23 protein-coding genes and 1 riboswitch are annotated in these 21,595 nt (G+C 48.7%); of the genes, 16 read left to right on the top strand and 7 right to left on the bottom strand.

Translation table 11 applies throughout. The annotated features are described in order from the left end of the window. Positions 1-58: 58 nt before the first annotated feature. The 3 genes from S7335_RS18335 to psbV all read left to right on the top strand — a co-directional run bounded on the left by S7335_RS18335 (position 59) and on the right by psbV (position 2,818). Positions 59-889, top strand: coding sequence for an A24 family peptidase (locus S7335_RS18335; protein ID WP_006455463.1), 831 nt, complete (start codon positions 59-61; stop codon positions 887-889). 223 nt (positions 890-1,112) lie between these two features. After that, positions 1,113-2,030 carry an acetyl-CoA carboxylase, carboxyltransferase subunit beta gene (gene accD / locus S7335_RS18330; RefSeq protein ID WP_038016490.1) on the top strand — a complete coding sequence of 306 codons (918 nt, stop codon included), beginning with the start codon at positions 1,113-1,115 and terminating at the stop codon, positions 2,028-2,030. 269 nt (positions 2,031-2,299) lie between these two features. Continuing rightward, positions 2,300-2,818 carry a photosystem II cytochrome c-550 gene (psbV, locus tag S7335_RS18325; protein WP_006453422.1) on the top strand — a complete coding sequence of 173 codons (519 nt, stop codon included), beginning with the start codon at positions 2,300-2,302 and terminating at the stop codon, positions 2,816-2,818. A 290-nt stretch (positions 2,819-3,108) separates the two neighbouring features. Here the strand turns inward: psbV and S7335_RS18320 are convergent, their stop codons facing one another. From S7335_RS18320 to S7335_RS18310, 3 genes are all read right to left on the bottom strand, one after another. Beyond that, entirely contained in the window at positions 3,109-3,369 is a 261-nt protein-coding gene (locus tag S7335_RS18320; RefSeq protein ID WP_227500029.1) for a helix-turn-helix transcriptional regulator, read from the bottom strand. Between the two features lie 914 nt (positions 3,370-4,283). Then, the gene (locus S7335_RS18315) at positions 4,284-5,819 is read right to left on the bottom strand and encodes a serine hydrolase (RefSeq protein ID WP_006453782.1); all 1,536 of its coding nucleotides are present in this window, start codon (positions 5,817-5,819) and stop codon (positions 4,284-4,286) included. A gap of 15 nt (positions 5,820-5,834) precedes the next feature. Beyond that, the gene (locus S7335_RS18310) at positions 5,835-6,749 is read right to left on the bottom strand and encodes an RNA methyltransferase (RefSeq protein WP_006456723.1); all 915 of its coding nucleotides are present in this window, start codon (positions 6,747-6,749) and stop codon (positions 5,835-5,837) included. 102 nt (positions 6,750-6,851) lie between these two features. On the opposite strand from S7335_RS18310, the gene S7335_RS26970 reads away from it, so the two are divergent. Continuing rightward, positions 6,852-7,019: a DUF2256 domain-containing protein gene (locus S7335_RS26970; protein WP_071776938.1), complete on the top strand. Its 168-nt coding sequence runs from the start codon at positions 6,852-6,854 to the stop codon at positions 7,017-7,019. Here the strand turns inward: S7335_RS26970 and S7335_RS18305 are convergent. Further along, positions 6,992-7,660 (bottom strand): HAD family phosphatase, encoded by a 669-nt coding sequence (locus S7335_RS18305; protein WP_006455418.1) that lies wholly within the window; start codon positions 7,658-7,660, stop codon positions 6,992-6,994. The genes S7335_RS26970 and S7335_RS18305 overlap by 28 nt on opposite strands. 64 nt (positions 7,661-7,724) lie before the next feature. Continuing rightward, positions 7,725-7,890: riboswitch (cobalamin riboswitch) on the top strand. Between the two features lie 38 nt (positions 7,891-7,928). Between S7335_RS18305 and S7335_RS18295 the strand changes: the two genes are divergently transcribed. From S7335_RS18295 to S7335_RS18255, 9 genes are all read left to right on the top strand, one after another. Continuing rightward, positions 7,929-8,570, top strand: a complete 642-nt coding sequence (locus S7335_RS18295) for a HupE/UreJ family protein (protein ID WP_006453822.1) — start codon at positions 7,929-7,931, stop codon at positions 8,568-8,570. Continuing rightward, on the top strand, positions 8,567-9,619 hold the full coding sequence (gene cobW, locus S7335_RS18290; protein WP_006453906.1) for a cobalamin biosynthesis protein CobW: 1,053 nt from the start codon (positions 8,567-8,569) through the stop codon (positions 9,617-9,619). Before S7335_RS18295 ends, cobW begins: the two co-directional genes overlap by 4 nt. Before the next feature lie 46 nt (positions 9,620-9,665). Next, a complete protein-coding gene (locus tag S7335_RS18285) occupies positions 9,666-10,016 on the top strand; it encodes a nucleotidyltransferase family protein (RefSeq protein WP_006453685.1) in 351 nt (116 codons plus the stop codon). Continuing rightward, positions 9,998-10,474, top strand: coding sequence for a hypothetical protein (locus S7335_RS18280; RefSeq protein WP_006453621.1), 477 nt, complete (start codon positions 9,998-10,000; stop codon positions 10,472-10,474). The genes S7335_RS18285 and S7335_RS18280 overlap by 19 nt, the downstream gene beginning before the upstream one ends. Positions 10,475-10,666: 192 nt before the next feature. Next, entirely contained in the window at positions 10,667-12,055 is a 1,389-nt protein-coding gene (gene trmFO / locus S7335_RS18275) for an FADH(2)-oxidizing methylenetetrahydrofolate--tRNA-(uracil(54)-C(5))-methyltransferase TrmFO (protein ID WP_006455207.1), read from the top strand. Continuing rightward, complete coding sequence (locus S7335_RS18270) at positions 12,056-13,024, top strand: alkaline phosphatase family protein (protein WP_050765919.1); 969 nt, start codon at positions 12,056-12,058, stop codon at positions 13,022-13,024. Positions 13,025-13,171: 147 nt separating this feature from the next. Further along, entirely contained in the window at positions 13,172-14,080 is a 909-nt protein-coding gene (locus S7335_RS18265) for a S1C family serine protease (RefSeq protein WP_006456301.1), read from the top strand. A 17-nt stretch (positions 14,081-14,097) separates the two neighbouring features. Continuing rightward, positions 14,098-14,760 carry a response regulator transcription factor gene (locus S7335_RS26195; RefSeq protein WP_006457497.1) on the top strand — a complete coding sequence of 221 codons (663 nt, stop codon included), beginning with the start codon at positions 14,098-14,100 and terminating at the stop codon, positions 14,758-14,760. Positions 14,761-14,885: 125 nt separating this feature from the next. Further along, positions 14,886-16,577 (top strand): NAD-binding protein, encoded by a 1,692-nt coding sequence (locus tag S7335_RS18255; RefSeq protein WP_006456375.1) that lies wholly within the window; start codon positions 14,886-14,888, stop codon positions 16,575-16,577. Positions 16,578-16,630: 53 nt separating this feature from the next. Here the strand turns inward: S7335_RS18255 and S7335_RS18250 are convergent, their stop codons facing one another. Together S7335_RS18250 and S7335_RS18245 are read right to left on the bottom strand one after the other, a co-directional pair. After that, positions 16,631-16,951 (bottom strand): hypothetical protein, encoded by a 321-nt coding sequence (locus S7335_RS18250; protein WP_006455886.1) that lies wholly within the window; start codon positions 16,949-16,951, stop codon positions 16,631-16,633. A 140-nt stretch (positions 16,952-17,091) separates the two neighbouring features. Beyond that, the gene (locus S7335_RS18245) at positions 17,092-17,508 is read right to left on the bottom strand and encodes a hypothetical protein (protein ID WP_006454159.1); all 417 of its coding nucleotides are present in this window, start codon (positions 17,506-17,508) and stop codon (positions 17,092-17,094) included. A 245-nt stretch (positions 17,509-17,753) separates the two neighbouring features. Here S7335_RS18245 and S7335_RS18240 point away from each other — a divergent pair, with 245 nt between their 5' ends. After that, positions 17,754-18,611 carry an alpha/beta fold hydrolase gene (locus tag S7335_RS18240; protein WP_006454320.1) on the top strand — a complete coding sequence of 286 codons (858 nt, stop codon included), beginning with the start codon at positions 17,754-17,756 and terminating at the stop codon, positions 18,609-18,611. A gap of 90 nt (positions 18,612-18,701) precedes the next feature. On the opposite strand, the gene S7335_RS18235 is transcribed toward S7335_RS18240, so the two are convergent. Continuing rightward, a complete protein-coding gene (locus S7335_RS18235) occupies positions 18,702-19,832 on the bottom strand; it encodes a cob(I)yrinic acid a,c-diamide adenosyltransferase (protein ID WP_006455595.1) in 1,131 nt (376 codons plus the stop codon). Between the two features lie 127 nt (positions 19,833-19,959). On the opposite strand from S7335_RS18235, the gene fraC reads away from it, so the two are divergent. Beyond that, entirely contained in the window at positions 19,960-20,532 is a 573-nt protein-coding gene (gene fraC / locus S7335_RS26190) for a filament integrity protein FraC (RefSeq protein ID WP_006455563.1), read from the top strand. Position 20,533: 1 nt separating this feature from the next. Beyond that, entirely contained in the window at positions 20,534-21,535 is a 1,002-nt protein-coding gene (locus S7335_RS18225) for a DUF5357 family protein (RefSeq protein WP_006456014.1), read from the top strand. Positions 21,536-21,595 lie beyond the last annotated feature (60 nt).

The following is a 21,595-nucleotide window of genomic DNA, read 5'->3' as shown; positions in this document are numbered from 1 at the left end:
CTGTCGAATTACTGTCGAATTGTTAGCTGATGGGCACCTTATCTACAGTTCTCTCCCAATGCAGCTGGCTTCTGTGGATAGCATCACTCTTTTACTATTAATCTTCGTCCTAGGCACTGCGATAGGTAGCTTCTTAAACGTCGTAGTCTATCGACTGCCCGAGAGCCTCTCCTTGTTGTATCCGCCCTCGTGCTGCCCAAAGTGTGGAGTACGCCTGAAACTCTACGACAATGTGCCAGTGTTCGGCTGGTTTTGGCTAGGGGGTCGCTGTCGCAATTGTAAGCAGCCGATTGCTTTTCGATATCCCCTAGTAGAGTTTGCTACCGGGGGGGTATTTGTCTTGGTGTTTACTCGTTTCGGACTGACCTGGCAGACACCTTGCTACTGGATATTTCTTTGCTGGCTGCTGGTACTGGCGCTGATTGATTTGGATACGATGACGTTGCCTAACCGTCTGACCGCTTCAGGATTAATCCTGGGATGGGGATTTCAGGGTTCGATAAGCTACCTGGCGACACCGACATTACTTTCGGGAATGAGCGGTGTGGTAGCTGCTTTCTTTTCGAGTATTTTTGGGCTTTGGCTGTTTGATCTGATCGGTATTGCCGGGAGCAGTGTATTTGGTAAAACGGCCATGGGCGGTGGGGACTCTAAACTAGCGGCAATGATGGCAGCTTGGTTAGGTTGGCCAGGATTACTCTTAGCGACGTTCTTGGCTGCAGCGATGGGTTCCCTGATTGGAGGCTCAGCATTGGTACTAGGTATGATAGACCGGAAGCAGCAAATCCCGTTCGGGCCATATCTAGCGCTAGGCGCTACACTCACGCTTTTCTATGGTCAGCAGCTTATAGACGCGTATCTATCGATCTTTTTTCCTCTGGGATTATAACTTTTAGACTATAACCAATCACTCCAAGCACTATTATCCTGTTCACTTTCTTGTTCTATTAGAGTCTTATGAGATCTTCTTGTATTCAATAGATAGGCTTTGCCAAAGCAGCTCTATCTCTACTTCCTACAAATGACCGCCACCCTAGTAGGATAGGAATAGTATTGGCCTCACTTCCCTTTCGTTTTGAGGCATACCTTAAACAAAGCTGATGAGTGGAAAGATGTCGCTGTTTGACTGGTTTGCCAACAGAAAAAAGACAGGTTTGATTAGCCCAGATCACCGAGAGAGGGAGATTGCTGATGGGCTTTGGACTAAGTGCGAACGTTGTGATGTGCTTACCTATACCAAAGATCTCAAGGCAAATCAGCAGGTGTGTCCAGAGTGCGGCCATCACCATCGGGTGTTTAGCGTCGAACGAATTGAGCAACTGATAGATGAAGGTACTTGGACGCCAATAGATACTCAGATTTCACCTGAAGATCCGCTGCGGTTTCGCGATCGCAAAGCCTACGCTGATCGCATCCGCGATACCCAGACCAAGACAAAGCTGATCGATGGTGTTCAAACAGGTGTAGGAAAGATTCTTGGAGAGTCTGTGGCATTAGGTGTTATGGACTTTCGATTCATGGGCGGCAGCATGGGTTCAGTTGTGGGTGAAAAGCTTACCCGCTTGATTGAGCGCGGTACGGCGAATCGGCTTCCAGTGATGATTGTCTGCGCTTCTGGTGGTGCCAGAATGCAAGAAGGTATGCTGAGTCTGATGCAGATGGCGAAGATTTCAGCAGCGTTAGAGCGTCACCGTTCTGCTCGCCTGTTGTATATTCCTATTCTCACGCATCCAACGACTGGTGGTGTGACAGCTAGTTTTGCGATGCTAGGTGATATTATCCTGGCTGAACCTGAGGCAACTATTGGCTTTGCTGGGCGCCGTGTGGTAGAGCAAACCGTTCGCGAAAAGCTGCCAGAGGACTTTCAAACGGCTGAGTATTTGCTGCATCACGGTTTCGTCGACAAAATTGTGCCGCGTCCTCAGCTCAAACGGACGTTAGCGCAGCTGATTCGACTACATGCTCCTGTGAAGGGAAAGGTGCCTGTTGTTGCTAAGCAAGTGGAAGTGGTTCTAGAAGGAGCTGAATAGATCCGTAGAACTTCTTTAAATCGCTTTGGGTTCATTCCCACCCCTTGGGACGAAATAACAGCCAGGGCTTTGCCCTATGGGTTCATACCATTGATTCGCTGGCGGTCTATCTTTAATGTGGTCTAAGGCAGACTCGGTGGGGTTTCAGCGCAGTTTCGGCGCTGGGCCATCGCTCTCTTGTCCTATTCATGGCATGATAGAGAGATAATTTGATTCAAACCATGGTTGGATCACTGCTGTGTTGCGTGGCTAAAAAGCGAGCATTAAATATGAAAAAAGTATTCCAAAAATTCGCCTGGTGGATGGCGACGTTTGTCTTTGTGGCAATAGGTCTGTTTGGCGCTGGGCCTTTGGTAGAAGGCGCGATCGCAGCCGAACTCGACGCGAACCTTCGAACCATCCCTCTCAATGAAGCGGGTGATACAGTAACACTTTCGCTAGAAGAATTTACTCGGGGTCAACAAAAGTTCAACAATGCCTGCGCGATCTGTCATCTAGGAGGTATCACTAAGACCAATCCTAACGTGGGTCTAGACACCGAGTCTTTGGCAGGTGCCTTCCCTGATCGAAACAACTTGGAAGGGCTTGTAGACTACCTACACAACCCAACAACTTACGATGGATTGACTGAGATTTCTGAACTACATCCTAGTACCAAGAGCAGCGATATCTACCCTAAGATGCGAAATCTAACAGAAGACGACCTCAGGGCAATCTCTGGACATATTCTACTAATGCCAAAGATTCGTGGTGACCAGTGGGGTGCAGGTAAAACGAAGTCCTTGTAAGCATTGCTGCGACATTCCTAGCTGAATAAGGCTAGTTTTATTGCAATAATAAAGACACCATAAAAAGCACAGAGGAATATTTCTCTGTGCTTTTCTATGGCCGCAATATATGAATATAGATTCGCTGAGCTAGGCTATGTAGCTCTCGCTGCTTAGCGCTACATACTGAACCTAGGTGATGCATTAAATCTGCCTTTGAGGACGTCTGGAAGTAGCGGTAGTCGCCTCCGTCACTACAACGCGACTACCGCTATTAAGAACGCCGCCAACAAATCCAACCCAATAGCTCCCTACTGAAGGTTCTTATTGGGTTGAGGGCCTCTACGCTGAATATACAGCTGCAAAAATATCTGCGCGGCAGAAGGTTCTAACGTGTCTAGGGCGGTAACAATATCTGGAATAGAATCAGCGAGCGGATCGCTGACCTCGTTGACCCACTGATTTACGGTGGACCGGGCCACACCCATTGTAACGGCTAGTCTGTTTTGACTAATACCATATTGTTGAAGAACACACTTGAGTGCCTTGCCTGCCCTGCCCATTTTTTTCATGTCTCGCGAGTGATAGTTTGAAAATAGTTTTAAGGGATGTATAAAAGTGCAACGCTGCTTTATTAGGCGTATGTGTACGGACCTATGATACTTAGATCTTAAAAATTTATACCAAGGGTTACAAAACATCCTCGAAGACGAAAATAGTTCTTATGTCTTCATATCAGCCAGTTATAGAATTGACCTACACATCATTGATTGCTGGTTGGTAGATAGGGGTCGGATCAACAGCCATGAAATAAATCAAAATATTCCTAATCAGAGTTTATATAATCCGCATACCATAAGGGATTGCATGTAGAGAGACTTGCTTTTCGGAGCTAAAAGAACGTCCTACTAGAGCACATGCAGCCTATGCTTATCATGCAGAAAGGATAAGTACGGTTCAGCGCTAAGAATATTGGCACACTCTAAATGCTTCCCTAACAAAACCAAAAAACACGCAGTTGTTAGGGAATCAGTATTTCTACCTAGACAGCTTTGCTGGAGGTATTCATTACGCTCTGATACTACTGACCTTAGAGCCAGATTGATTTTGAGCGATCGCTCTTCCATGACTTTTGGAAGATGACGACTAAAGCGATGTGAACTCGTTGCTTGATAACCAACAGCTCATATGAGGTTTCATACTTACAGCGTTTGAATTTCTAATGTTGTTGAAGAACGATAACGCCGCATTCTTGGAATCGAGCAAGGTGCCTGAACTTAAATGTTTTTCCTTAAGTAGGTGTCAAAGACTGTAGAGGTGATTGCAGAATATAGGCTCTACGCTATGGCAATAGAGAATGCTGAAGCTTTACTACGATCTCTAATTACTTATTGCGTACGTCGTTAAATACGCTAAGTCAACTCAATCTGGGCTGATAGACTGTCAGCGCAAGCAGGGAAATCACACGCTTGGGTAGTGAAGTTTTTCAAGACTCATTTTCTGCTTCCGATACCGACGGGCTCTCTTCATCAAGGGTAGGCTCGTTCGAAGGCACTATAGATGGTTGGATAGCTTTCTCGGCAATTTGATAAGTTCGGTCAGACACCTGGCGAATTAGCTCTGCTGCTCGGATATCGTTGCTCGGGCGCTGAACCAGAGCAGCTACGACATAGCGTTTGCCATTCGGCAGATCCACTAGGGCAATATCTCCTAGTACTGAACGAATGTCTCCGGTTTTGTTATAGGTTAATGCGCCTTTCTCTTCGAGGGTAGCTGGCAGTAGATCCTTGCTACGGGTTCGGTTGAGAATATTGAGGATGTGGTCACGCGATCGCACAGTCAAAGACTCTCCTTGACTAATAAGAAGCATCGTATGTGCTAGGTCGCGAGCACTGGTTAAATTGGTGCCTTCTAGATCGGGTAGAGGAGCGTTTAGTTGGGTTGTCTCTAGGCCATAGTTGATAAATCGATTGTTCAATGCTTCTGGTCCACCCAATAAATCGATCATCATATTAGTAGCCGTATTATCGCTCGTGACAATCATCTGGGAAGCGACTTCTAGCGCCGTGTACTGAGTCTTAGGATCAGCCACCTGCATGTCTCCAGACCCCGAAGCTATCTGCTCAGGCTTCATAGACATTGTTTTCATGAGGTCAATTCGGCCAGCGTCTACGTCCTCGAAGAAGGCTAACAAAATGGGGAGCTTGATTGTGCTAGCGGCTGCGATCGCCTCTTCCCCTCCTACGCTGACATACTCACCTGTATCAACATCCGCATAGAAAACTTTAGGCACTAGGCCAGTGTATTGGTCAGGCAGCGCTTGCAAGGCTGCTTTTAGAGGTGCAATCTCTGTAGTTAGCTCGACTGGGAAAGTCTTGAGTGGTACATCTTGAGTGGCTACAGGCGCAACCTCCGCAGTCTCTTGCGCAGGCGCTTTCGGCAATGCCTTCAATAGGGTTCCACCAATAGCTGCCACACCTAAACCAACAATAATTAGTCGAATAATGTAAAGGACAGAGGCAGGCGTTCTATGTACTTTGGACGTACGGCGACGGCGACGACCTGATGCACGAGATGATGAACCTCTCCCTGGCATCGATGTGACAGGTAGCGTTGGCCTCGGATTAGATCGAAACGCACGAGGTTTTCTTGCTATGAAATCACTCACTTTAGAATCACCATTTCCGGCTTCTTTTTGCTGCCTAAGGAAATGGACCTGCGCAGTATCTTGCGATTGGTGACTAGCCCAAATCGGTCTGGGTTTAGCAGCAAGCGTGCGGCTAGTAGATCTGCTTTTAACACGATCAGATCCGGTAATCGACAAACGACGGCGCTCTAGAGAGGTATCAGTGCGACGAGAGCGTTTATTTCGATGACGACGGCTGCGAGTAGGTGCCTTAGAAGGTGTTGGAATCTGTTTGGATAGCTGTTTAGGCTTTTGCCTAATGGAACTGGACCGTAGCTGAGTGTCAACGTTTTGCCCCCCGATCCAGGCGTTGCGCAAGTTGTGGGTATCCGTCATGACAGGGTCTAACCTTTACGTTTGCCGTTGTTTTGAGTGTGATAATGCCCATTCGATCTGCCGAATCATGCCACGCAATAGGGCAACTTCGTGAGAGGTCGGGGAGGCTCGATGGAGCAGCTGCCGAATTTTACGCATGCGACTAGCGCTTGTGTGAGGAAGAAGATATCCCACCTGTAGTAGTAATGATTCCAAATGCTCGTAGTATCTTTCAATTTCCTCTAGGTTTGCTCTGGGCTGATCTTCGTGTTCTTTTATGATGGGGGCGTTGGCTGTACTTGATAAGGAAGATTCTGACTGTTTAGCAGATGAAGGGGTATTTTGTAAAGCAGGTGTTTTGTTTTCTAGAGAGGATTCGATAGGGTAGGAGCTTAGGGTGCTGTTAGGGCAGAAGGTTCTGGCAACCCGTGAGAGTTCATAGCAGCAGATGGTGACTGCTTGGGCTAGATTAAGCGCGCTATAGGCATCGCTAGTAGGAATTTTGAGAAACTGTTGGGCGTAGATGAGTTCTTGGTTGCTCAGTCCTCGATCTTCTGGCCCAAAGAGGAGAGCAGTCTGGCGGATAGGCTGCTGCGGGTTTGAAGTTAATAGGTTGGGTAGCGCAGTTTCTGGTGGATCGAGTGGGACGTTGAACCCCCTGGTACGAGCAGTCGTTGCGATCGCATACTCACAACCCGCTAAAGCCTTAGGAATGGTTGGTACGATCTGTGCCGTCTTCAATACATCGTCGGCATGTACAGCCATCTGCAAAGCTTCAGCGCCTAGATAGTCGCACTGCGGATCGACTAGGTAGAGTTGTGAGAGGCCAAAGTTTTTCATTACCCGCGCTACCGAGCCTACATTCAGTGGACCTGCTGGTGCCACCAGAACGATTCTGATCTGTGTTAGATCTGCCTGGGTGGGTGGCTGCTTACTCAATACTTCTGACATGCTCAAACGGCTACAGCGTCCTCAGTCACTCTTGGTACACTATATTAGGAGGCCTGCTTACTTTCTTCATTAGGAGGCCTGCTTACTTTCTTCACATTCTCCATGCCTCGTCATCGTAAAAAGTCCGATCTTCCTTCCAAACCTTGTCAAGTTTGTGGTCGTCCTTTTGTCTGGCGTAAAAAATGGGAGAATTGTTGGGATGATGTGAAATATTGCTCTGATCGCTGTCGGCGGAGGCGAAATCAGATTGAGAGAGGCGACGAGGGTTGAAATAGCGTTTGAAGGTAAGGATCGCTAAAGTCTGCGATCACCCGCTGTGCACCGACTGAGATTAAGCCTGTTTCACTATGTGTTGTCATTACGCCTATCGTTGTGATTTTCGCTCCAACTGCTGATCGAATTCCTGCCGTTGAGTCTTCAAAGACAATTGCCTCCTCGGGCTTGATACCTAGTTTGTTCAACGCTGTCTGATAGGGTAGCGGGTCAGGCTTTCCTCTAGGAAGCTCATCGGCAATGATGACTGGATCAAATTGTTCACTTAGCCCAATCGTATCTAGCATAAACCAGGCGTTCTTTGGCGGTGCGTTAGTGACCACTGCCGCTGCGAGTTCATGCTTTTGAATAGCCGCTAGAAAGTCAGTCAGTCCTGATAGTGGCTCTAGAGATCCTTTTGCCCGTTTTCGGAACAGCGCTTCTTTGTTATCGCTAAAGGCTTCTCCTTCTTCTTCTGACATATCAGGAAAGAAGTCGGACACGATTGCGCTGTTTTGCCGTCCGCTGATCCTTTCTCTGTAGAGCGCTTTATCTATTTCGATGTCTCGCTCGGCAAACAGTTCTTGAAAAACCTGAAAATGCACTTTGTCGCTGTCAGTTAAGGTGCCATCTAAGTCGAAAATAACGGCTTTGAGCATAGTGATAGATTCAGGATGGACCAATATATTTTTACAAATGATAAGGGATGTAGACCTTATATGATTGTGTCGCTATGCGCCGTGCTAGGCTAGGTAGCCTGCATGGGGAAAGTTCGGTGAAAAACCGGCGCTGTCCCGCAACTGTGATGGCAATCTCTAACAAAGTTTCTTCAATATAGTTGCTTTCTTTTGCCTGAGCCAGAATGCCTGTGCGGGTTTTCGCTACACTCAACCGCTGTCTGCGAGGTACAGACAAGGAAAGTAACTCATGAATCATCGCCTATCGAGCCGTCGGATTCTATCTGGCGCTGTTTTTGCCGGTTTGGTTAGCCTGTGCCTAGCTAAACCCGCCCTAGCTCATCACCCCTTTGGTGGCAGCGCCCCTAAAAATATTTTTGAAGGAATACTCTCAGGCGCAGGACATCCTGTGATTGGATTTGACCACTTGGCTTTTGTGGTCGCAGCCGGTTTGCTTGCTGCTGTTATCAGCCGTGGCTGGAGAGTGCCGGCTGCTTTTGTCGTAGCTACGCTCTTTGGCACTGGAGTGCACCTCGCTGAGATTAATCTGCCGATGATAGAGATAGTAATTTCTGTTTCGGTGCTTTTGTTTGGAGCGCTAGCAGTGATGCGTGATCGTCTAAACCCTATGGTCGTCGTATTGCTGAGCGCTTTAGCAGGTGTCTTCCATGGCTATGCCTATGGTGAGGCGGTTGTGGGCGCAGAGCCGACACCGATAGTGGCCTATCTAATTGGATTTGCTGGTGTGCAGAGTGCGATCGCCTACACCACCTACCTGCTATCAAAACGCGCTATCAGCACCAACCAAACAAGTGGCCTCGTGTCAGTTCGTCACGCTGGCTTCGCGGTACTAGGTGTAGGCATCGCCTTTGTCGGAGGGTTATTGGCATGAGCAAACTCCCCGTTACCGTCGTCACTGGCTTTCTTGGCGCTGGAAAAACAACGCTTGTTCGCCACCTTCTACAGAACAATCAGGGGCGACGAATTGCTGTGATCGTCAACGAGTTTGGTGAAGTTGGCATTGATGGAGAACTGTTGCGCGACTGCCAGATCTGTGACGAAGAGACAGAAAATAATGCAGAAAAGAACAATTCTAAAAGCAACATATTAGAACTGGCTAACGGCTGTTTGTGCTGCACCGTCCAAGAAGAGTTCTTACCGACTATGCAAGCACTAATCGAACGACGCGATGAGCTAGACTGCGTAGTCATTGAAACCTCGGGCTTAGCCTTACCCAAACCGCTTGTTCAGGCCTTTCGCTGGCCAGAAATTCGCACTAGCGCCACTGTCGACGGTGTGGTTACCGTTGTCGATTGCGAAGCGCTAGCAAAAGGAGAACTAGTTGGCGATTTAGACGCGCTGGAAGCGCAACGTCAAGCCGATGAAGAACTAGACCACGAAACGCCAATCGAAGAACTGTTTGAAGATCAGCTTGGCTGTGCGGATATGGTCTTGCTCACCAAAGTTGACTGCGTAAATCCCACTGGGCTCGACAAAGTCAAAACCTGGCTAGCGAGTGAACTTCAAGACGGCGTCAAAGTCGTACCCTGTCACAGCGGTCAAATTAGCCCCGACGTCCTACTCGGTTTCAATGCTGCTGTAGAAGACAATCTCGACAGTCGCCACAGCCATCATGACCACGAAGAAGAACATGACCACGATGAAGACATCACCTCTATCCCGTTAACACTAGACCAAGCGTTTGAGCCAAAAGCACTAGTGCGTCAGCTTATGCAGCTAGTCAGTGAGCAAGAGATCTATCGGATCAAAGGCTTCGTCGCTGTCCCCGGAAAAGCAATGCGGCTGGTTTTAAATGGGGTTGGCAATCGGTTTGACTACTTCTACGATCGCCCCTGGCGGGCTGATGAGCCTCGACAAACCAAACTCATCGTAATTGGGCACGAGCTAGATGGTGAAAAGATCTGCTCGCAGTTTCAATAAGAATTTGAGAGTCTCTTAGAATGGAGTCACATCACTGTGATTTCGTATGGCGTTCTCCACTCACTTACTTGATGCCAGACTAGCTAGAGAAAGAAAGCAAAACGAACAAACTCGTCAACAGCTTTTGCAGGAAACGCTAGATTGGTTGACAGCCAATGCTCAGCGTTACGGTATCAGTAGCGGCTATCTGTTTGGCTCGGTGATTGAGCCAAATCGATTTACTCAACGCTCAGATGTTGATTTGGCCGTCGAGACTCACAAGACTGGGAATATCTGTGGACTAATGGGAGCTTTATCAGCGCATCTTTGCCGGGATGTAGACTGTGTTCCTTTGGACCAGTGCCATTTTGCTGCCAAGATTAGAGACATTGGGTTGATATGGACAGCGAAAGATTAGCGGGTCTGACAGCAGAACTAAAAGGTCAGCTCTGGCTAATTGAGAAAGTAAACGTTCGTTTGCAATCTAGGCTCAATGCTGGCTTGGACACACCAGGTCAGCTAGACAGCGTTGCCTACCAAATTCACAATCTCTACTGCTCAATAGAAGATCTGCTGAAGCTAGTTGCAAAGGCTTTTGAGAATAACGTTGGCACAGGTGAAAACTGGCATAAAGTGCTACTACTTCGACTCAGTCAGCCAATTGAAGGAATTCGTCCAGCTTTACTTTCTGAAGCCTCCTGGGATGTGCTGGATCAGCTTAGAGGCTTCCGCCATCTGGTAAGACACGCCTATGGAAAAGACATTGAGCTGACTCAGCTACAGGTGAATATTACGGCTGCACAAAAGCTGTATCAACTTATAGAACAAGATATTCATACCTTTGTCGCTGAGCTGGAAAAGACAGTTCCTACTTGATACCCTTTAAAGCCTTACTCTTCTGGATTTTTCCAAAGTTCCAAGCGGAGCACAACCCTAGAGATTCACCTACCGATACAGCAGAGAACCTGTTGCACTATAGACTCGTTATGATCAAGAAGGGGCAACTAATCACAGATACCCTCTAGAATTAGACAGCCAATTAGTTTAATGAGCGTTTGAGTGGTGAAAATGAGTGACCAGCAGCCAATTCATGTGATTGGCGGCGGCCTAGCCGGGACAGAGACGGCTTGGCAGATTGCGCGGGCCGGGGTGCCGGTGGTGCTGCATGAGATGCGTCCGGTGAAGAAGAGTCCGGCGCATCATTCTGAGCATTTGGCGGAGCTGGTGTGTAGTAATTCATTTGGAGCGATGGGGACCGATCGCGCTTCTGGAATGCTGCACGAGGAGCTACGGCGGCTAGGTTCGATTGTGATTGGCAAGGCCGATGAGCATGCAGTGCCGGCCGGAGGAGCGCTGGCTGTAGATCGCGGAGTGTTTGGCCAAGATCTAACGGCGGTACTGGCGTCGCATCCACTCATTGAGCTGCGACGAGAGGAAGTGCTGCGAATTCCTGAAGAGGGGGTGACGGTGCTGACGACTGGGCCGCTGACGAGTGAGTCGCTTAGTGAGGATTTGGAGCGGTTTGCAGGACAAGCCTATATGAGTTTTTTTGATGCGGCAAGTCCAATCGTGGTCGGTGAGTCGATTAATCGGGACGTTGCCTTTATGGCCTCTCGGTATGACCGGGGCGAGGCAGCATATCTAAACTGCCCGATGGATAAGGCGCAGTATTTTGCTTTCTATCATCAGCTATGCACGGCAGAGCAGGCAGAGCTAAAGGATTTTGAACGTGAGACGGCAAAGTTCTTTGAGGCGTGTTTGCCGATTGAGGAGATAGCCCGCCGGGGGGAAGACACGATGCGCTACGGGCCTTTGAAGCCTGTGGGATTATTTAACACTCAAAAGTACGGAGCGTTTGACGCGCCAGAGAACAAGGTGCATAAGCCCTATGCGGTGGTGCAGCTACGCCAGGAAGATAAAGCCGGGCAGCTCTGGAATATGGTGGGCTTTCAAACTAATTTGCGCTGGGGTGAGCAGAAGCGAGTGTTTCGGATGGTTCCAGGATTGGAGAATGCAGAGTTTGTGCGAATGGGGGTGATGCATCGCAACACGTTTATTAATTCGCCAGAGTTGCTGAACAGCTCGCTACAGTTTAAGTCGCGTCCGAATTTACTGGCAGCAGGGCAGCTAGTAGGAACGGAAGGCTATACTGCCGCGATCGCAGGTGGCTGGCTAGCTGGTACAAACGCTGCTCGAATCGCGCTAGGGAAACCGCCGCTGACGCTACCGATAACAACCATGCTCGGGGCGCTAGTTGATTTTATTAGCTCGGCTGAACCTAAGCATTTTCAGCCGATGCCGCCAAATATGGGCATTATTCCAGCCCTGCCCAAGCGAGTTAGGAACAAAAGAGAACGGTACGGACAGTATCGTGATCGCGCCTTTGCCGATCTTCAAACCTGGGCCGATGAGAACAACTTGTCGCTAGTGTTGCCAAAGATGAGTGCGATCGCATAGATGGACGAATCCCATTCTGTTCCATCCTCATCAGATGCTAGCTTCTTATTGGTGTTTTTAGATGGACTTGGGCTAGGAGAAGCAAACAACAATCCGCTATCTACGTTGGTAGCGATGCCATTTCTAGAAAGATATCTAGGAAGAAAGCTGCTGAAAGTCCCGTCTAATCAGTCATTTGATCGACTTCCCAATCTGTTGCTTCCTAATCTTCTATTAAAGCCAATTGATGCGACCTTAGGCGTCGAAGGTTTACCCCAAAGTGCCACGGGTCAGACGACACTCTACACCGGACAGAATGCGGCTAAGTTTTTAGGAAGGCACCAGTCAGGATTTGCCAATGGCTCTTTGCGAAAGCTGATTGACCAGTATGGATTGTTCGCTCAAGCCCTGGCGCTAGGAAAAACGGCAACTTTGGCCAATGCCTATTCGCCGGAATATTTTTATGCGATCGCTCGCAGAAAACGTCGTTATTCGGTCTGTACCCTACTAAACCTAAGCGCCGGTCTACCTTTTCGGATGCAGTACGAATACGAACAAGGGGAAGCCATCATCTGGAACATTATTGGCACGGTGCGTTCGGCCAGAGATGCACAGGTGCCAGGGCAAGTAGGCGCTAGAACGTCAATCCCTCCAGCCGTAGCCGGAAAAAGACTGGCCCAACTCAGTGAAGGCTACAACGTCACTTTATTTGAGTGCTATCTCACTGATTATGCTGGCCATGCTCAGGATTGGGATCAAGCTATTGCCGCTCTTCAGCGGGTGGACACTTTTCTAGCAGGTGTGATTGCCTACCTACCGCCAAACGTCACGCTGATCGTTACCAGCGACCACGGCAACATAGAAGATCTTTCTACAAAGCGACACACGCTGAACCCGGTACCGCTGATCGCGATCGGCCCTCATGCAGCCGATTTTTATCGGGTAGAAGACCTAACAGGGATTACGCCTCAGATTTTATCATTGCTATAAAAGTCCTCTGCCTTAGCTGATTCGCTTTGTCTGTCTCGCTGGGAACCCAGAACTCACTCTATAACCCTACTCATATGGGCGGTGCTAACTAGCGTCATCCAAAACACAATTGTGAGCATACGTTGTGAGCACCAAGGAAATAAGCTGATGGACACTACGCTAGAAACGCTCTCTCAAAATCTCTCGGATATTATCGCTAACACCAGTCGATCGGTGGTCTCTGTTTGGGGCAAACGCTCGGCAGGCACTGGCATCCATTGGAAAAGGGGACTAATTGTTACCTCTTGCGAAGCCCTCTCTACAGAAGATAGTCTCAAAATTGGTCTACCCAACGGTCAAACCGTCGACACGGAGCTGTTAGGAACTGATCTAGCGACCGATATTGCGCTGCTATCCCTGCCAGAAACTACAGACTTACCGGCTGCCGTGCTGGGCGATCCACAGACATTGGCATTAGGCCAATTGGTCTCTACCGTTGGCTATCAGGTAGGGCGAGGCCGAAAGCGTAGTCAGTTTGCCAGCCTAGGCATAGTTTGTCAGATCGGGCCGGCATGGCGATCGCAGCGCGGCGGACAGATCGATTGCTATATCGTTGTCGATCTCAGCCTTTACCGGGGTAGTGCTGGCTGTCCGTTGATCAACGCGGGCGGTCAGGTTGTCGGCTTCAATACTTTTGGGCCTCGGCGTCAGGTTTTGACCATACCCGCTACTAATGTGACGGCTACCGTCAATCAGCTACAGCAGCGTGGCAGGCTATCACGCGGCTATCTGGGTCTAGGAATGCAGGCGATTTCGCTGCCAGAGAATGTGCGAGAGCAGCACAATCTCACCCAGGCCGTTGGCATCTTGATCGTGAGCGTAGAGACGGAGAGCGCCGCAGATACCGCTGGCCTGACGCTAGGCGATATCATGCTCACTTTTGATGGAGAGATGCTGGAAGACCTCAAACAGGTTCAGTCTTTCCTCGGCCCTCAAAGCGTTGGCAAAGCGCTACAAGTTCAGCTACTGCGCGGCGGAGAACTTCGTTCGGTTTCCGTTGTAGTCGGTGAGCGCTAGGCGATAAAAGACAGTTCATGGAAAAAGTTGTTATCTGTGCGGATCAGTCTGTGACTAGAGCAGGCATGGCGGCGATGTCAAAGATGGCCACCACTCAAATCGTTGCTCAAGTTGGCAATCTACAGTTATTAGAAGCTTGGTTGCAGAATCAGCGGGCAGATCTAGCAATCATTGAGCTATCCGCGCTAGGAATTACTGAGAGCGAAGCAGTCTTTCAAATGCTGGAGGAGCTGCCATTAGAAGATGCGCTAAGCGTGTTGATGCTGTTAGAAAATGGGATTGAAGCCCAAGCAAGAGAAAGCGCGGCTCAGCTAGTCGGCACAGGCGCTGTCAACATAGTGCCTGTAGATATTTCAGCAAATCAGTTGAGATGCGCGATTTCAGCAATTATCAGCGGCTTCAATATCTCTCATCCCAGTATTACAGAAACTCTCTTTTCTCAATCTGACACGGCCTTTAGTCTAGCCGAACCATATCTTATAGATCCGCTGACCACCAGAGAAGTTCAGGTGCTAAACCAGCTAGCAGACGGGCTTTCTAACAAGGCGATCGCCCAAGTCCTGACGATCTCTGAGAACACTGTTAAGTTCCACATCAGCGCTATTTTGGCTAAGCTCGACGTTTCTAGCCGCACTGAAGCGGTTAGCGTCGGGATCAAAGCAGGTTTGGTGAAGCTATAGCTAACTCGTAGAATGTTTTTGGTGTCAGCGTTGAAATTCGCCCCAAAAGCGTTATCTCGACTACACCTGGAAGAGTCACGATCTTCTTAGAGTAGAGTGATCGGTTGTTTCTAGCATCGTCAGCCATGACGCCTCAAATCATCGTCTACGGGTTGGATTCTATTGGCTATGGCGTCCTATGTCTGCTTCGCCAACAGCAAGCCGCCGTTGTAGGCGTTAACCGCTATTCTATTCCAGGGGAAGCAGATATTATTGTGGGCGATCTGCTTTGCACAGAGACACTGCGTAGAGCCGGGGTCGAAATGGCACAAACAATCGTTATTGCCAACAACGATGATGCTACTAATCTAGAAATTCTGCTTCAGGCGCGTTTGCTTAACCCCCGCATTCGCATTATCAATCGACTGTTCAATCACAGTTTAGGCGATCGCCTAGATCGCACCCTAGTCGATCATACAACGATGAGCGTGGCAGATCTCTCGGCGCCAATCTTCACCTTTGCGGCAATGAGTCAGGTGGCCATCGGTCATCTTCAGCTATTCCAGAGCATCTGGCCAATCTACGAAGAGCGGATTCACCGGGATCATCCTTGGTGTAATCGTCTTCTTAGCGAACTTTGGAACGATCGATCCCGAATGCTGATCTACTACCTGACGTCTGATGCTGAAATTAGCCTGATTGAAGCAATGAGCCAAGATCGGCGCTTGCAATCAGGCGATCGCCTGATTATTGGGACTCATCCTAACATCGCAACCTATCGATCTACCGCCGCTGAAAAGATCAAAAAAAGCTTTCTTTGGCTAGAACAGTTTCGGCGCTATCTGCGACCAGGTTTGATTGTCAGCTTTTTTCTATTGATGACGATTGCGATCGCTACTTTTACCTACATTCTCTTTGGCTGGGAGCAAAGCACCCTAGTCGATGCCCTTTACTTCTCAGTGGGCATGATTACGGGAGCTGGTGGCAATGAAGACGTTGCTGAAAGATCATCTGCGCTTTTGAAGGTATTCACTGCTGTGATGATGCTAGTCGGTGCTGGCGTAATCGGAATCTTTTACGCGCTGCTTAATGACCTAGTGCTGGGTAGTCGGCTAAGAGCATTTTGGGACGTGGCCAGGGTCCCTAGCAAAGGTCATTACATCATCTGTGGTCTAGGGGGAGTAGGGATCAAAACGGCACAGCAGCTACTAGCCCAAGGATATAAAGTTGTGGTAATCGAACGCGATGATGACAGCCGGTTTCTCAGCATGGCTCGGTCTCAGCAAATCCCAGTGATTTTAGCCGATGCGAGCTTGCCGCTAACCTTGCAAACGGCGAATATTGCTCAGGCAACTGCGCTAATTGCGGTTACCAACGACGATATGGTCAACCTAGAGATTGCGCTCACTGCCAAAGAGCTGGCTGCGCATCTATCGATTGTTGTACGCAGCAACAATCCTACCCTTGCCAACAGAATGTCTCAAGTATTTGACTTTACCACCGTACTAAACCCTTTTGAGATTGCGGCATCCACTTTTGCAGCAGCGGCGCTAGGAGGCCGCATTTTGGGCAGTGGCGTTACTGGCGAGATTCTATGGATTGCGCTTTCTCTTTTGATCACGCCTACTCATGCCTTTTGCCACAGACTTGTTCAAGAGATTGCAATCGAAGCAGATTTAGTGCCGCTCTATTTGCAAAGCACCCATGAAAGCTTCCACGGTTGGAATTTACTGAACGCCATTTTAGAACCTGGCGATGTCCTCCATCTGACGATTCCAGCGAAGAATATCGAGCGACTGTGGTGCACCCGCCAAGGAAGCTTAGAGTATCAGCAATAGTGACGGTTACGTTCTCTATAAGAGAAGAACTCGATTAAGGCATGAAAGAGAACTTAGTAGGCTTTGCTAGAAAGGTCTTGTAGGATACCGGACTCGAAATCTTGACAGCCAATAGCCTGCTCTGAGAATGCAACAGAGGGCCTTATAGAACATTTCAGATGGTAGCTATTAGTCGCATACTGACAGCCGGCACAGGGGATACGGTGCATTTGACGAACGTTGTCGATACCTTTACGCAGTCCGGTAACCAGGTTATAGGTGGTAAGCAAAATCACTCCCCACACAAATACAAAGCAAATAGTAGGTAAAAACGGACGCACCCAAACCACAAACTTTGCTAACAAGACAAATGCTAGCTGCATCACCTGGTCCATTGAGACAATCCTTCAGTGCAAAGAAGACACCTCTTATCTTAGAAGCGGGTCTCAACAAGATAGGCTCAAATTCACGAAATTTATAACTACCATAGAGAGCATAGAGATCTTCCCAATCGGCATTCTCAGCTGGGTGCTCTCTACTCGCCTCTTAGCTTTTCCGCCATATCCGCATGCATTAGCGCAATTTTGGGATCTCTCTGGATAGCTTGAAAATACCGTTCACCTAATGGGGTCAATGAGTCTTTGTTCGGCTTTAGCATCAGCCGGGCTTTTTCGAGCAGAATGGCAGCACTTTCTGGTTCAACTGCGTCTTTCTTCCGCAGATCTAGCAGCTCGTCAATCTGGACAATAAATTGGGAAATGGGTCTAAGCCAGCTAAAAGCTTCATCTTCGGTCACCAGTCGAAAAAATTCGCCGCTATTGGCAATCGGACCATGCGTTTGCTCATATACGGTTCGCTCAGAATAGAGCAGCGCTTTGTGCAACTTAAGCAAATCGGGACGAATCCGTTGAAGGCGGACGACTGTCTGGTCATCAGGGAAAGTAGCGCTCATGGTGATGGGTAGCTTTACTGGGATTAGAGTAGCATTTTGGTCTTTATCGTGTTGGTCATTATTGACGGTTTGCCATAGGTGCTCTTTTTTGTGAAGGATGTAAAGGAAGCTGAACAACGCCTGCGGTTTGATTTTTCATATGTTTGATCCAGGGTATTTGACTGGGGTGTTTGATCTGGGGTGTTTGATCTGGGGATTGTTAGAGGAGTAAGGTCAAAGGGATACCAAGCGTTTGGAGTAGGCCAGTGGGGAAGATTGCAGAGCAAGAATGTGAGGCCGGTGGACTACGGTGGTTCTATCGAGAAGCACTGCCGGTTAATCAGTCGGGTAAATTACCAGTGGTTTTGCTGCATGGGCTGGTCTCTCAAAGCTATAGCTGGCGCGAGGTGATGGCAAGTCTGGCAGATGTAGGCTTCAGAGCGATCGCACCTGATTGGATTGGCCATGGTTATTCATCCAAGCCAGATAAACGCGAATTTGACTACACCCCTGAGGCCTTTGTCGCTGGATTAGAAACCTGGCTCGACTCGCTAGAAATCGACCGATTTTATTTAGTGGTTCAAGGTTTTTTGGGCTCGGCGGGGCTACTGTACGCAGCAAAACATCCTGACAAGATTGAGCGCCTGGTAATTTTGAACACGCCGCTGACCACTGCTGCCAAAGTGCCTTTCAAAATTTCGCAGCTGGGCATTCCACTGGTGGGCGATATGCTGACGCAGGACCCAATTCTGGTTGATCGCACGCTAGAAGGCGCAGGACCATATGTGGTTGATGATAAAGACTTAGAAGTCTATCGTCAGCCGTTTTTGAAAAGCTCGGATGCGGGGCGATCACTCTTAGCGACTGTCAAACAGCTTCAGCTAAAGCGCATTTTACCTGAGATTGATCAAGGCTTTGCAGACTGGAGCATACCTACTCTGATTGCTTGGGGTACAGCCGATAAGTGGCTACCTGTTTCTTTGGCCAAAAACTTTGCCAAAACGCTTACCGATGTGGAGATCGCCGAGCTAGAAGAAACCGGACACTATGCCCAAGAAGATTGGTCGGAAAAAGTAAGTGAGGTAGTTGTGCCTTTCCTAAGGCGAAAAGCGATAGGACGCTGACTCACTCATAGGGGCATTAGCGGCTCTCATCTTTAGCTTGAGTGTTAGCCCAATCTAGGGTTTGTTCGCACGAGGTAGCTCAAGTCCAAATCAAAAATCAACCCCCCGTTTGAGTTCGACGCCGCGTTCTGCATAGTGCTTGTGACAGTAAACTTCTGAGTGCGTGCTGGCAAGCTGAAAGTAATTAGGCTGATTTTTACAGCGTCCGGTGATGATGACCTCGGTGTCTTTGGGTTTACGCAATAGCGTCTGGATAATCGGCTCTTCTGGCAGTAGCTCTAGATCCACCGTAGGGTTGAGTTCGTCGAGGATGATGGTTTTGTATAGCCCTGAGGTGATTGCTGTGCTGGCAACCTCCCAGCCACGTTCGGCTTCGATGTAGTCAATCGGCTGCTGCTGTCCTCTCCAGACAATCGCGTCGCGGCCACAGCGTTGGTGATCGACTAGGCGCGGATAGCTTTTGCGCAGGGCGGCGATCGCTGCATCTTCTGTATAGCCTTTGCCTCCTTTTAGCCATTGGATTATCATCACTCGGTGAGACTTATCTTGGCTGATGCCGCGACCGATGGCTTGAAGCGCCTTACCGAGCGCACTAGTCGATTTGCCTTTGCCGTCCCCTGTATAGATCTCAATGCCTTCAATTCCAATATCTGCGGCGGTTTGATGAATCTGCGGCTTCATTTCCGAGTGCAAATCGGCAATCTCAATGAGCTGTGGCGGTGCGCCTCTTCCGGTCGCGATCACTTCTAGATGCTCAGGTTTATTCCTGAGCGACTTGACCACATCTGCAATCGAAAGTAAACCAAGATCTAAAACCGGGTTGATTTCGTCTAGAACAACGACAGAATAGAGTCCCGATGCGATCGCTCCTTTAGCCACATCCCAGCCGCGTTGGGCCTCTTGTTTGTCGAACTTGGTGATCTCTTCTGGCCCGAAAAACTCAGATCTTCCTGTACGCACCTGGTCAATCAAGTGGGGAAACCCCCGTTGCAATGCCTCGATTGCAGCATCCTCGTCATAGGTCCGTCCGGGGCCTTTTAGAAAGCGTAGCAGCAGTACTCGGCTTTCCATAAATTGATGAATGCCTAGGCCAATTGAGCGTAGCACTACACCTAGAGCAACCTGAGACTTGCCTTTCCCTTCGCCGTCATACAGGTGAATTTGACCCGTTAGTCGTTCGCTGGTGTTCTGAGCAGTGCGGATACCGATGGTTCTAGGCATGGAAAACTAACACAAATTCACCTCTAGGTTATATCTTATGCGGTATGTCGGTGTGGGTAAAAGTAGCCGTTTTTTGGTGAGGCGGCTTTGATCCCAAGCGTTTTAAGAATATTAGGCGAAGACCATAATGGAGTATGAGCCAATATTTCCAATCAAAGCGATTGTGTTCCAGATCTTGTTTCTAATGGTGACAATCGTGATAGAAGCTGGCATCTTAAGGCAGCGGCTACGGCTAGGATTTCAAACGAGTGTGCAGTATGCGCTGGTGACTAATCTAGCAACGGTCGTCGCTGGCTGGATCGTCTTCTTGGCTATAGAGCCACTTGCTTCTATATCCATCAGAGAGCGGATGATCAGCTATGTACTTTTTGATAACTTGCTAATCGGCGGCTGGACAGCGCAGGTAGGGGCCTTGCTGTTCGTTTGCGCCATTGTAGTTTTCTTTGTGGCTATCTTTATCAAGGCAAAAGGACTAGAATTGCTGCTACGCGCTGATGACACATGGGAGGTTTTGGCACCTCGAAACCAGAAAACAAACCTTCGAGACGCTCGATACGCCAGAGCCCGTGGAGATGCTTCTAGAGCGCAGAGCACTATCTCTAGCTTCACGGACGCTGTGATTTACGCTAATGCTGCTAGCTTTAGCACGATTTTGCTGCTGCTATTGCTACGCACCGTAGCGCAGGAATGGACTTTTTGAGATGCAAGATCTGCTTCGCAGCTTCGGTAAAGAGATCAAAACCCTGCTTCAGCCACTTTTGCCAAACGAATATTTCTCATGGCAGACTTTACTACTGCTGAGTTTGTTTTCGCTGTTTATGGCAGCGGCTGTTGAGTCTACTGGCGAGAGCAACCCGTGGGCAGTCGCACTGCTTACTAATTTTAGCTGGATATTTTTCATCTCTGCCATCTGGTGGGCACTTAAGGAGAATCCGATTGAAATATTCAGATTCTCAATCAATCCTTGGATCATAGGCGCACTCATCTGTTTATTTTTGTTCAACCCGTGGACGGATGATACTCGGTTTCGCTGGGCACTAACCTGCTGGCCGCTAATTTCTATGGGTGTCTTAGCGCTACCACAGTTTGTCGACTGGGAACTTAGGCTGAAGCAACGTAGCCAGTCAACAAATAAGACCTTAGTGATGACAACACTGATCAATCTGTTGTTGAGTAGCTGGATTTTATTCCATTTTCGAGTACAAGACTGGGTCAATCACTATCCCAGTTTGCTAGCTAGCAGCCTTGAACAAAGTTCGTTTGTTTATGACTTTGATCAAGGCAGAGCGCGTCAGGCTCAAGGGATTCCGTTGTTAGAAAGTATGGCTGTTGAGATTACAGAAGAACTTAACGAACAACCGTGGTATCAAACCGAACGTTGGCTCTATACTCGGGACTCTCAGCTTGAGACAATTTTCCAGCGTGCAAAGGAGTTGCTAGATGCCCCAACCGAAGGAAAATTCTGGCAAGTAGAAGTTCCTCAAGCGCTAAGACCCGTTGATGAGGGTTATCTGCTAGATCTTACGGTTAACTGGACTGGGCCAGCGAGTAGAGAGGGTAGGTTGTTCGTTCAAAAGACCTGCAAAATTCTACCAGTTGACCGATCTAGTGCGGTTTCTATGCAAGCAGACGCACAGCCAACATCTAGATCTACTTTCGTGGACTGCGGCAGCGAACTAGCCTTACAACGGCTGAGAAAATAAAACCTATCAAACCTATAAAGTTTGATACCAAGTTGCTCGTTCTCAATCCGCTGGGCATTG

The organism is Synechococcus sp. PCC 7335 (assembly GCF_000155595.1).
Taxonomy (GTDB): Bacteria; Cyanobacteriota; Cyanobacteriia; order Phormidesmidales; family Phormidesmidaceae; genus Phormidesmis.
This window is presented reverse-complemented; position numbering and strand designations above follow the sequence as displayed.